An 11,327-nucleotide genomic window follows, 5' to 3' on the forward strand; every position below is an offset into this window, starting at 1 on the left:
TGCAGGGGGGACCCTGTGGGAGAGTAGGACGCCGCCGAACAAATTTTGAAGAGAACCCCCGGACCGGGGATACCGGTCCGGGGGTTTTCTGCGTTTAGGGTCTTTGTCATGCGCTACGACCTGATTATTTTCGACAACGACGGCGTCCTCGTGGACAGCGAGCCGATCTCCAACACCTTGCTGGCCGCCTATCTCACCGAGCTAGGCCACCCCACCTCGTACGAGGACTCCCTGCGGGACTACATGGGCTCCGCCATGCACCGCATCCACGACCTGGTCCTGGAGCGCACCGGGCAGCGGCTGCCGGACGACTTCGACGACGTGTTCCACGCGCGGGTCTTCGCAGCCTTCGAACGGGAGTTGAAGCCCGTTCCCGGTGCCGGCCAGGTGCTGGAGAAGCTGGCCGCGGACGGCGTGCCGTACTGCGTGGCCTCCTCCGGCAGTCATGAGCGGATCAGGGTCGGGCACCGGACGACCGGGCTCGACCGGTGGTTCGACGAGGGGCGGGTCTTCAGCTCGCAGGACGTGGGGCGGGGCAAGCCGGCCCCCGATCTGTTCCTGCACGCCGCCGAGCGGATGGGCGTACGACCGGAGAGGTGCGCCGTCGTCGAGGACAGTCCCCTGGGCGTGCAGGCGGCCAACGCGGCCGGGATGGACGTGTACGGGTTCACCGCCATGACACCGGCGGACCGGCTCACCGGTGCGACCCAACTCTTCTCCGACATGGGGGAGTTGGCTGACCTGCTGGTATGACGGCACCCATCGGCGGGCGCTGACATTTGTCATGCGGAGAGCCGGACGATCGTTTCTGTCGGTGAGTCAGGTCGAACCGCGAAGCTGAGTACATCGAAACGGGACGTACACAGCGACGACGGAGGGACCCGATCATGAGCATCACCGCCACGGAGATCAGCACCGGAGAGACCGCCCGCGCCGACCGGACGGGCCAGGCCACCGCTCAGGAGACCGCCGCCTCCAAGCCGAGCTTCCTGCCGCTGATCCTGGACGTGGCGGTGCCCGTCGGGTCGTACTACCTGCTCAAGAACGGGTTCGGGACGAGCACGATGGCGGCCCTCGGCTGGAGCAGCGTGGTGCCGGCCGTACGGACCGTGTGGGGCGTGGTGAAGGAGCGCAGGTTCAACGGCCTGGCGGCCCTGATCCTGTTCGTGAACGTGGCCGGGCTCGCGCTCAGCCTGGTCGCCGGTGACCCGCGGCTGATGCTGGCGAAGGACAGCGGGGTCGGCAGCGCGATCGGGATCGGCATCCTGGTGTCCGTGAAGCTCGGACGGCCGATGATGACGCAGGGGATGAAGCCCTTCCTCGTGAAGGGCGACGCGGCGCGGGCCGCGGCCTGGGACCGGCTGGCGGCGGGCTCCGAGGCGTTCCGGAAGGCCGAGCGGACGTTCTCGCTGGTCTGGGGCACGGTCCTGCTCGGTGAGTGCGTCGCGCGGGTCGTGGGCGCCTACACGCTGCCGATCGACACCATGGTCTGGGTCGGCACGGTCGTCATGATCGCCTCGATGGTCCTCGCCTTCCTGATCAGCGGTCGCTTCGCCGTCGTCCCGATGGAGAAGATGCTGGGGCAGGAGCTCGCGGCCGGGGCCGGGACGCACCGCTGAACGGTTCCGCGTAGGGGGAGTGGGGACCGCACGGTCCCGCCGTGAAGACCTCGGCAGTCCCTCACCGTCCCTCCCCGAAGAGCTGAGCAAAATTCATCTTCGGCTTGATCTATCCACCGGTAACCCGGGGCCCTACGCTCGCCGCCATGACAGATGTGCTGCGGCGCGGCAGGGCCTCGCTGGCGTTCAGCTTCTTCGCGCAGGGGGTCGCCTTCGCGCTGCTCGTGACGCGCATCCCGGCCATCCAGGACCGCTACGGGATATCCGACACGCTCCTGCCGGCGTTCCTGGCGGCCGTTCCGGTCCTCGCCGGACTGGGCAGCGTCGCCACCGAACATCTCGTCAAGCGCATACCCCCCAGCCACGTCCTGCGGTGGTCGCAGCCGGTCGTGCTGCTGGCCCTGCTCGGTGTCGGCGCCGGTGACCAGCTCGTCGAGGTGGCCATTGCCCTCGGCGCCTTCGGCCTGGCGGTCGGCGCTCTCGACGCCTCGATGAACATGCTCGGGGTGAGTCTCCAGCGGTCGTACGGGCGCAGCATCATGCTCGGTTTCCACGCCGTGTACAGCCTGGGCGGGATCGTGGGTGCCTCGCTCGCGTGGGCCGGGGCGCACTGGCACATGGCGCTGTTCGTGTCGTACCTGCCGGTCGTGCTGGTGCTGCTGCCGCTCGTTCTGCTGGGGAGCCGGTGGTACGTCGACGCGGGCACGGACGGGAAGGCGGACGGGAGGGAGGACACGCGGGCCGGTGCGGGTTCGGGTCCCCTCGCCTTCAAACTCCTGCTCCCGTTGTGCCTGGTGATGACGTTCGCCTACATCGGGGACTCGACGGTCTCCAACTGGAGCGCGAAGTACGTCGAGGACGTGCTGGGGGGTTCGGAGCAGACGGCGACCGTTCCGTACAACGTCTACATGGTGATGACGCTGGTGGGGCGGGCCGTCGGGGACTTCGGGGTGCGGCGGTTCGGGGCCGTGGCGGTGGTGCGTCTCGGTGCCGTGGTCGCCGCGCTCGGGTTCGGTGTGGTGGCGGTCGCGCCGGGGGCCGGGGTGGGCATGCTGGGGTTCACGCTGCTCGGGCTCGGGCTGTGCGTGATCGTGCCGCAGACCTTCGCGGCCGCCGGGAGGAAGTTCCCGGGCGCCTCGGACACGGCGATCGCGCGGCTGAACATCTTCAACTACGTCGGGTTCCTCGTCGGGTCCCCGTTGGTGGGCGCGCTGGGTGACGCGTGGGACTACCGGGGGGCCATGCTCGTACCGATGGTGCTCGTCCTCGCGACCTTGCGGTACGCCCGCTCGTTCGAACCTCAACCGGACCGATACGGTGACGTGCATGAGCGGCCGCGCACAGCTGATGTGGGACGAGGCAGTAACGGGGTATGACTTCGGCCCGGACCATCCGATGGATCCGGTCCGGCTCCGGCTGACCCGGGGACTCGTCGACGCGTTCGGGCTCGACCGGGCCGTCGAGGTCGTCGCGGCGAAGCCCGCCGGGGATTCGACCCTGCGGCTGGTGCACCGCGAGGACTACGTGGCGGCGGTCAAGGCGGCGTCCGCCGATCCCGCGTCGGCCGATCAGTCGTACGGCCTCGGGACCATGGACGATCCGGCGTTCGCCGGGATGCACCAGGTGTCCGCGACGATCGCCGGGCAGTCCGTGGGGGCCGCGGAGGCGGTGTGGCGCGGTGAGGCGCTGCACGCGGTGAACTTCGCGGGCGGCCTGCACCACGCGATGCCCGGCGCCGCCTCCGGGTTCTGCGTCTACAACGACGCCGCTCTCGCCATCGCCCGGCTGCTGGAGCTGGGTGCCGAGCGGGTCGCGTACGTCGATGTCGACGTGCACCACGGTGACGGTGTCCAGGCGGCCTTCTGGGAGGATCCGCGGGTCCTGACGATCTCGCTGCACGAGCACCCGCGGACGCTGTTCCCGCAGACCGGATGGCCCGAGGAGACCGGGGCGGGCGGCGCGGAGGGCACGGCCGTCAACGTCGCGCTGCCGGCGGGGACCGGGGACGCGGGCTGGCTGCGGGCGTTCCACTCGGTGGTGCCCGAGCTGATCGCGGACTTCCGGCCGCAGGTGCTGGTCACCCAGCACGGCGCGGACACCCACTTCGAGGACCCGCTCGCGCACCTGGCCGTCTCGCTCGACGCGCAGCGGGCGGTGCAGGTCGCCTGTCACGACCTGGCGCACGAGTACGCCGACGGTCGCTGGGTCGCGCTGGGCGGCGGCGGATACGCGGTGGTGGAGGTGGTGCCGCGCTCGTGGACGCACCTCGTGGCCATCGCGGCGGGCCGTCCCGTCGAGCCCGAGACGGTGATCCCGGAGAGCTGGCGGCAGGAGGTCTTCGCCCGTACGCGGCAGCTGGCGCCGATGCGGATGACGGACGGCCGGTGGCCGGTGTCCTTCAACGACTGGGAGTCGGGGTACGACCCGGCGGACCGCCTCGACCAGGCGATCCTGGCCACGCGCAAGGCCGTGTTCCCGCTGCGGGGGATGCTCCCGTAGTCCCCGCTCCTCCCGCCTCGCTCCGGGGTGCCGTCGCCGTCCCGTCGCCGTCCCGTTCCGTTCCGTTGCCGTCGTGGTCCCGTCCCAGCGTCGGCGTCACGGCGGGGCCGCCGGGCCGACCGCGGACCATTAGGCCAACTGTGGGGCGTATCCCGCATTGGGGGCATAAGGTGCGGGTGCATGCGTCAGCATCGCTGACGTGTTGAGCACCGGAGCTTTGCGCGCACATCTGCTGGCCGCCCGGCTCGCCGGGCCGGTGGCCACGTCGCGGGAGGAGAGTCTGCGCAGCTACCGGCTCTTCGCCGCCCGCGACCCCCGTCTGCTGCTCGGACTCGATCCCGAACGGACCTGGTGCCAGCGGGATCTGATCGAGCTGATGGCCGACAAGTGCGGGGTCTCGGCCGATCCGTCACGCACTTCGGGGCATGATGTGATCGACCCGGAGCGGACCCTGGCGGCCCTCGACGCCTTCGCGCGTCGGCTCGGAGAAGCCGCCCGTCGTCGTCACCCCGTGCTTCTCGGCACCGGTCACCCGCACCGGCTGATCGATTTCTACGCCGCACTCGCGGACGCCCTGTCGGCGGCAGGATGTGCTGTCCTCACCCCCGCGCAGGGTAGCTCTATCGACATAACGACCCGGTTCGGCCTACGCACGCACAACCTCGACTACGTACAAGGTGTCGCGCTGGTGCGCGAACCCGAAGCGGGGGCCGCCGGTCGCACGACCGGCGCGCACACCCATTCACCCCTCCCGGTCCGGACCGTTCTGGCGGCCGCCGCCGAGGGCGGCGGGCCCCTTCCCGAGCTGGTCATCGGGGACCACGGATGGGTCTGCGGTGCAGGTCAGCTCGGGTTCGAGGCCATCGGTCTCGCCGATACGGACGACCCCGCGCCGTTCGTCGGAGAGGCAGAGGGGCGGGTGTCCGTCGTCGTTCCGCTGGATGACGCCGTGCGGTCTGATTACTACCGGCCGCTTACTCGCTATGTACTCAATCGAGCGTGTCTGTCACAGTAGGCGGCCGATGGCATCCCCTCTTCCCCACTCGCATCACCCGCCCCTACATTGGGGAGTGAGTGCGCAACGACGAAGAGTCACCGGAAGGGGAAGCCGGTGGCCGTCGAGTGCGGAAGGTGCAGGTGTGACATGGCTGCAGGCGAGAGGCCTCTGAACGAGGTCCAGTTCCTTACCGTGGCGGAAGTGGCCTCGGTGATGCGAGTGTCGAAGATGACCGTGTACCGCCTGGTGCACAGCGGTCATCTGCCGGCGATCCGGGTGGGGAGGTCCTTCCGGGTGCCGGAGCAAGCGGTTCACGAGTACCTCCGTGAGAGCTATGTGGGGGTGGAGACCGCCTGACGGCGTTCCGGGAGACCGTTCGCGATCTCCCGGAAACACCTCGATTACGACCTCAAGCCCTCGGGCGGGTAGGCTGGCCCCTCATAGGTCGTGTGGGCCCATGCAGCCCAGCACCGAGTAAAGAGAAGTGAGCGAGGGTAGTCGTGGGCTCTGTTATCAAGAAGCGGCGCAAGCGGATGGCGAAGAAGAAGCACCGCAAGCTGCTCAAGCGCACTCGCGTTCAGCGTCGCAACAAGAAGTAAGCGGCGCCGCGGAAACGCGTACTGTGGCCCCCCACCAGCGGGTGGGGGGCCACAGGCGTATCCGGTGGGGGAAAGGCCGTACGACGGCCGCTGGGGCACCGCGGTGGCGCCCGGGGCCCTCTTCCCGGCCCGGCGGCGGTCGGAGGCGCGAACGGCGGCCGACGACGCGACGGCGGCCGGCGACACAATGGTGTCGGGAGCGTGAACGGCGGCCGAGGGCACCATGGCGGCCGGGAGCGTGAACGGCGGCGGCCGGGAACGTGACGGCGGCCGACGGGGGCGACCCCGAAAAACCGCTCGACCGTCGAACGTCTTCGGCCACGCGCGCCGTGTACGGCTGTGGGCCGAATGGCTGGGTCTGGCCGTACGCCCGCCGCTGCCGTCACTTCGTGCATCGGACGGTCATCACAGCGCAACATCAACCCGCTAAGTTGGCCGCACACGGGGAACTCGGCAGGTGCGAGCGGAGCTACGTCCCGTTATGGAAGGAAGGCGCTGATCTTGGGGAAGGTCGTGCTCGTGACCGGGGTGGCCCGGCAGCTCGGGGGCCGGTTCGTCCGACGGATCCAGCGTGACCCGCAGGTGGACCGGGTGATCGCCGTGGACGCGGTGCCCCCCGAGCACCACATCGGCGGCGCCGACTTCGTGCAGGCCGACATCCGGCAGCCCACCATCGCCCGGGTGCTGGCCGAGTACTCCGTCGACACGGTCGTCCACATGGACGTGACGGGCACGGCGCTGGCCTCCGGCAGCCGCACCACGGTCAAGGAGACCAACGTCATCGGCACCATGCAGATCCTCGGTGCCTGCCAGAAGTCCCCGACGGTCAAGCGGCTCGTCGTGAAGTCCAGCACCAACGTCTACGGCTCGGCGCCGCGCGACCCCGCCGTCTTCACCGAGACCACCGCGCCCAAGTCCCTGCCCAGCGGCGGCTTCGCGAAGGACACGACCGAGGTCGAGGGTTATGTGCGCGGCTTCGCGCGCCGCAGGCCCGATGTCGCCGTGTGCGTGCTGCGGTTCGCCAACATCCTCGGCCCGAGCGCGGACTCGCCGCTCGCCTCGTACTTCTCGCTGCCGGTGCTGCCGACGGTGTTCGGCTACGACCCGCGGCTCCAGTTCGTCCACGAGAGCGACGTCATCGAGGTGCTGCGGCTCGCCGCGCACGAGCCGCAGCGGGGCACGCTCAACAGCGGCACGTTCAACATCGCCGGGGACGGCGTCCTGCTCCTGTCGCAGTGCGCGCGGCGGCTCGGCCGGCCGACCGTCCCGCTGTTGCTGCCGGCCCTCAGCTGGGCCGGTACGGCCGTGCGTACCCTGGGGGTGACGGACTTCTCGCCGGAGCAGCTGCGGCTGCTCACGCACGGCAGGGTGGTCGCGACGGTCCAGATGCGCGAGACCCTGGGCTACGAGCCGAAGTACACGACGGCGGAGACCTTCGCGGACTTCGCCCAGAGCAGGGGTCCCGGACTCCTGCCCCCGGAGGCCCTTGCGGGGGCCGTGGACAAGATCGCCGCACTGCCGGTCCTGGGCGGCGGCCACCCCCCGACGCAGAGCGCCAACTGAGGAGCGCATCAACGATGGCGGACGCCAAGGTCATTCCGTTCGACGACGACCGCTCGCGCGGGGCTGCGGTGCAGCGCCCGGCGAGGCGCCGGGCCGGGGGGAGCCGGCGCAAGGGTGAGCCCGTGGTCGTCCGCGAGGTCCAGCCCATGCCCGGACGGCCCCTCCCGCAGGATGATGTTCCCGTGACGCAGGAGGAACAGCCGTCCCGGCCGCCCCAGCAGGGCGGTACGAGCCTGGAGCAGCGCATCGCGGGGGGCCTGGCCTTCCTGCGCCGCAGGCTCACCGGTGACTACGAGATCGACGAGTTCGGGTACGACCAGGAGCTGACCGACCAGGTCCTGATGTCCCTCGTCCGGCCGGTGTACGAGAAGTACTTCCGGGTCGAGGTGAAGGGCGTCGAGAACATCCCGTCCGAGGGGGGTGCCCTGATCGTCGCCAACCACTCGGGCACCCTTCCGCTGGACGGCCTGATGATGCAGGTCGCCGTCCACGACAACCACCCCGCGAACCGTCATCTGCGTCTGCTCGCCGCCGACCTGGTGTTCATGCTGCCGGTCGTCAACGAGCTGGCCCGCAAGGCCGGTCACACGCTGGCCTGCTCGGAGGACGCGGAGCGGCTGCTGGAGCGCGGTGAACTGGTCGGGGTGATGCCGGAGGGCTTCAAGGGCATCGGCAAGCCGTTCAGCGAGCGCTACAAGCTCCAGCGGTTCGGCCGGGGCGGCTTCGTCTCGACGGCCCTGCGCGCGGGCACCCCGATCATTCCGTGCTCGATCGTCGGGGCAGAGGAGATCTACCCGATGATCGGCAACGCGAAGACCCTCGCGCGGCTGCTGGGGTTCCCGTACTTCCCGATCACGCCGACCTTCCCGTGGCTGGGTCCGCTCGGTGCGATCCCGCTGCCCACCAAGTGGACGATCCAGTTCGGCGAGCCGATCCGCACGGACGGTTATCCGCCGGAGGCGGCCGACGACCCGATGCTGATGTTCAACCTGACCGACCAGGTCAGGGAGCAGATCCAGCACACCCTGTACAAGCTGCTGGTGCAGCGCAGGTCCGTTTTCTTCTGATCATGCAGTTACGATTCTGTTGATCATGTCCTGATATGCCCGTACGTCGATGGGGGCGCCCTCCCCGAGGAGGGCGCCCCCATCGACGTACTGCGGTGGCCCGGTCAGCCGCTGTCCTGCGTGTCGATGCCGAGTCCCGGCAGGAGGCCGGGGAGCAGCGGCGGCAGGGTGACGTCGGGTTCGCTCGTGGCGCTGCCCTTGCTGCTGGCGTTGGACGACGGGGTGGAGCTGGTGTCGTCCTTGGGCGGGTCGAGCAGGCCGCCGGTGCTGCCGCCGAGCAGGCCCTCGCCGCCGCTGCCCGCGCTGGAGGACGGCTTGGGCTTGCCGCTGCTGTGGCTCTCGCGCGCGGAGTCGCTGCTCGCGCTGGGCGGCGCGGAGGTGTCCGTGCTCGGCGAGGCGGTGGACTCCTCGCTCTTGCCGCGGTGACGGCCGGTGCCCTCGGGGACCGGCGTCCTGGGCAGCAGCGGGTTGACCTCTTCGTCTATGGCCTCGAAGACCGACGAGACCTGGTCCCTGACGTCACCGAGCTGCATGGGCAGCCGGTCGCGCAGGGAGCCCCAGGCCTCGCGGTGCGACTGGGAGAAGGCGGACAGGGTCTGGATGGGGCCCAGTGAGCCGTCCCGTTCGTACGCCTCGTGCAGCAGGCGGTGGCCCTCGGCGGCGTCGTGCTGCATGCCGGACAGGGCACGGCGGATCTCGCCCATGGATTCGTGGTCCAGGTGCCCCGAGCGGCCCCGCTCCATCAGCCGGCGCGCTTCGTTCAGGCGGTTCGAGGCCTGGTCGAGATAGAGCTCGCCCCGGTCGCTGTCGCCTTGGGCCAGGCCCAGCTTGATGTCCTCCATGCCCCGTTTGAGGCCGTAGAGCGAGTCACCGGGCAGGGCGTCGGAGCTCGCGGCGGCCACGCCGCCGAAGGCTCCGGCGGCCACGCCGACGGTGAGCCCGCCCGCGGCCAGCCCCTTGGACAGCCGGGACCGGGGCCGCAGCTTCCCCAGTCCGGTCGCCCGGTGCGATCCCTTGGTCCGATGGGACCGCTGCCCGGGCAGGGCGCGGCCCGGATCCTCGCCTCCGGCGGCCGTGCCTTCCTGCAGCATGGCCTCCATCGCGGCGACGAGCTGGGCTCGCTGCACGATCTTGACCTCGGGGTCCAGCTCCGGTTCGGGCAGCTCGCCGAGACCGGTGGCGAGGGCCAACAGCAGCCCTTGCTCGGTCTGTTCCGCAGCAGCCCGGGACGGTGCCGGCCCATCCGGCTGCTCGGCCGCCGTGCCCTGCTCGATCTCTTCCAGGGCCTGGGCGAAGGCGTTCGCCCGCCGGTGGGTTGACACGTTCGCGATCACTGGCGGCACCTCCTCTCGTCATGACGGTCGACTCCCCAGGGGGTCCTGAGGGTTGCACCCCCTGGCAGTGTCGACACGATCGGGTGATCGGCACTGGCCAAGGCGTGACCACAGGGAGCCTGTATCCCGCACAACGAGCGTCACGGCACTTGGGTTACGGACGACAAATGTACGAACCGCGAAGTCAACAGACTTTCACGGAAGGTGAGTTGGACGTCGCCGGGGGTGCGGGGCCACTGTGGCCGGAAGCGGGCTCAGCGGACGTCTTCGGGCAGGAGCCGGGCCAGCGTGCGGACGGCCCGGTACTGGAGGGTCTTGATGGCGCCCTCGTTCTTGCCCATCACCCGGGCGGTCTCGGCGACCGAGAGCCCCTGGAGGAAGCGGAGCGTCACGCACTCCTGCTGCTGGGGGTTGAGCCGTCGCACGGCGTCGAGCAGCGCGGCGTTCGACAGGGACTCCAGGACGGAGTCCTCGGGGGAGCGCTCGACCTCGTTGGCGTCGAGCATCTCGCCGGTGGTCACTTCCAGCCGGAAGCGGCTGGACTTGAAATGGTCGGCCACCAGGTTCCGGGCGATGGTCACGAGCCAGGCGCCGAAGTCGCGTCCCTGCCAGGTGAAGGTGCCGATCCGGCGCAGCGCGCGCAGAAAGGTCTCGCTGGTGAGGTCCTCGGCGGTCGCCTTGCCCCCGACGCGGTAGTAGATGTAGCGGTACACGGTGTCGCTGTACTGGTCGTAGAGCCGTCCGAAGGCGTCGGCCTCGCCGGCCTGGGCGCGCTCCACGAGATCCATCATCCGGGCGCTGTCACTGTCCGCGGCCGGACGGCGTGCGGTGGTGGCCGAGCCTGAGCGGCCCCGCCGGCCGACCGTCGCGTTGCCGTCGGCCAGGGCGTAGCAAGGGCCGACGGGCGCGGGGAGGGCGAAGGCGGGGACGGCGTACGCGGTGGGGACGAAGCCGCGCAGGCGGTCCAGGACCGTTGCGCGCAGCGTAGCCAGGCCCGAGGCGTCAACCCCGACGTGTGAGTACACGGGACTCCCAGAGGCAGAGCTTCCATCACGTGCAGTGCGGGACCTTTCACCCGTCGTGGCGACGGAGGGGTACCGGTTTGCGTCTGAGGAGAATAACGCTTCGTACAGGCAGCACTACACCCAGTTGCTAAAATCATCGATTACGACGCTTTTGACATGGATCGGTGCCGATTCAAGTACTGCTCAGTGACCGCTTGTTGATCGCATCGGTTCACGTTCCGTCTGAGTGCAGGGCGTGTTGTGCCCGCCTGTGGAGGGCGTGACTGAGTCGCCCACGGCGTGGGTAGGACGATGTGATTGCCTGCACGGGCCGACGCCCACCGCCCCAGGTCCGGACGGGTTTTCGCCCCCTCCGCCCCTACCCGACCCGACCTGGGGCTCCGCCCCGGCCCCCGCTCCTCAAACGCCGGAGGGGCTGGATCGTGCACCCGGGATCCGGCGGAAGGGGCCGTGCCGGTGCATCGATTACCCGGGGGCGCTGTCCCCGGCCCCCGCTCCTCAAACGCCGGAGGGGCTGGATCGTGCACCCGGGATCCGGCGGAAGGGGCCGTGCCGGTACATCACATGCCCGTCGCCACCGACGCTCACCTCTCCGTCCAACGGCGACGGGCGGATGTACCGGCA

11 protein-coding genes are annotated in these 11,327 nt (G+C 70.0%); 9 read left to right on the top strand and 2 right to left on the bottom strand.

Annotated elements, in window-relative coordinates; genetic code table 11:
• The first annotated feature begins 108 nt into the window (after window positions 1-108).
• From ACFW6B_RS40720 to ACFW6B_RS40760, 9 genes are all read left to right on the top strand, one after another.
• A complete protein-coding gene (locus ACFW6B_RS40720; RefSeq protein ID WP_386604924.1) occupies window positions 109-753 on the top strand; it encodes an HAD family hydrolase in 645 nt (214 codons plus the stop codon).
• 134 nt (window positions 754-887) lie between these two features.
• A complete protein-coding gene (locus ACFW6B_RS40725) occupies window positions 888-1,619 on the top strand; it encodes a VC0807 family protein (RefSeq protein WP_386604926.1) in 732 nt (243 codons plus the stop codon).
• A gap of 146 nt (window positions 1,620-1,765) precedes the next feature.
• Window positions 1,766-2,995, top strand: a complete 1,230-nt coding sequence (locus ACFW6B_RS40730; protein WP_386604928.1) for an MFS transporter — start codon at window positions 1,766-1,768, stop codon at window positions 2,993-2,995.
• Entirely contained in the window at window positions 2,946-4,118 is a 1,173-nt protein-coding gene (locus ACFW6B_RS40735) for an acetoin utilization protein AcuC (protein WP_386604930.1), read from the top strand. Before ACFW6B_RS40730 ends, ACFW6B_RS40735 begins: the two co-directional genes overlap by 50 nt.
• 199 nt (window positions 4,119-4,317) lie before the next feature.
• A complete protein-coding gene (locus ACFW6B_RS40740; RefSeq protein ID WP_386604933.1) occupies window positions 4,318-5,133 on the top strand; it encodes a phosphatase in 816 nt (271 codons plus the stop codon).
• A 129-nt stretch (window positions 5,134-5,262) separates the two neighbouring features.
• Window positions 5,263-5,472, top strand: a complete 210-nt coding sequence (locus tag ACFW6B_RS40745; RefSeq protein WP_093781815.1) for a helix-turn-helix domain-containing protein — start codon at window positions 5,263-5,265, stop codon at window positions 5,470-5,472.
• Window positions 5,473-5,615: 143 nt separating this feature from the next.
• Window positions 5,616-5,714, top strand: coding sequence for a 30S ribosomal protein bS22 (locus ACFW6B_RS40750; protein WP_003948845.1), 99 nt, complete (start codon window positions 5,616-5,618; stop codon window positions 5,712-5,714).
• A gap of 501 nt (window positions 5,715-6,215) precedes the next feature.
• The gene (locus tag ACFW6B_RS40755; protein ID WP_386604934.1) at window positions 6,216-7,277 is read left to right on the top strand and encodes an NAD-dependent epimerase/dehydratase family protein; all 1,062 of its coding nucleotides are present in this window, start codon (window positions 6,216-6,218) and stop codon (window positions 7,275-7,277) included.
• 14 nt (window positions 7,278-7,291) lie between these two features.
• Window positions 7,292-8,344, top strand: a complete 1,053-nt coding sequence (locus ACFW6B_RS40760; RefSeq protein WP_386604936.1) for a lysophospholipid acyltransferase family protein — start codon at window positions 7,292-7,294, stop codon at window positions 8,342-8,344.
• A gap of 104 nt (window positions 8,345-8,448) precedes the next feature.
• Here ACFW6B_RS40760 and ACFW6B_RS40765 read toward each other — a convergent pair whose 3' ends face one another.
• Both ACFW6B_RS40765 and ACFW6B_RS40770 read right to left on the bottom strand, forming a co-directional pair.
• Window positions 8,449-9,678 (bottom strand): DUF5667 domain-containing protein, encoded by a 1,230-nt coding sequence (locus ACFW6B_RS40765; RefSeq protein WP_386604938.1) that lies wholly within the window; start codon window positions 9,676-9,678, stop codon window positions 8,449-8,451.
• Window positions 9,679-9,932: 254 nt separating this feature from the next.
• Entirely contained in the window at window positions 9,933-10,703 is a 771-nt protein-coding gene (locus ACFW6B_RS40770; protein WP_386604940.1) for an ECF subfamily RNA polymerase sigma factor, BldN family, read from the bottom strand.
• Window positions 10,704-11,327: the final 624 nt, after the last annotated feature.

It is taken from the genome of Streptomyces sp. NPDC058751 (assembly GCF_042746485.1).
Lineage (GTDB): Bacteria > Actinomycetota > Actinomycetes > Streptomycetales > Streptomycetaceae > Streptomyces.

What these genes read in the sequence shown, in the direction of transcription:
- ACFW6B_RS40720 (WP_386604924.1), top strand. Translation starts at nt 109, where the DNA reads ATGCGCTACGACCTGATTATTTTCGACAACGACGGCGTCCTCGTGGAC.
- ACFW6B_RS40725 (WP_386604926.1), top strand. Translation starts at nt 888, where the DNA reads ATGAGCATCACCGCCACGGAGATCAGCACCGGAGAGACCGCCCGCGCC.
- ACFW6B_RS40730 (WP_386604928.1), top strand. Translation starts at nt 1,766, where the DNA reads ATGACAGATGTGCTGCGGCGCGGCAGGGCCTCGCTGGCGTTCAGCTTC.
- ACFW6B_RS40735 (WP_386604930.1), top strand. Translation starts at nt 2,946, where the DNA reads ATGAGCGGCCGCGCACAGCTGATGTGGGACGAGGCAGTAACGGGGTAT.
- ACFW6B_RS40745 (WP_093781815.1), top strand. Translation starts at nt 5,263, where the DNA reads ATGGCTGCAGGCGAGAGGCCTCTGAACGAGGTCCAGTTCCTTACCGTG.
- ACFW6B_RS40760 (WP_386604936.1), top strand. Translation starts at nt 7,292, where the DNA reads ATGGCGGACGCCAAGGTCATTCCGTTCGACGACGACCGCTCGCGCGGG.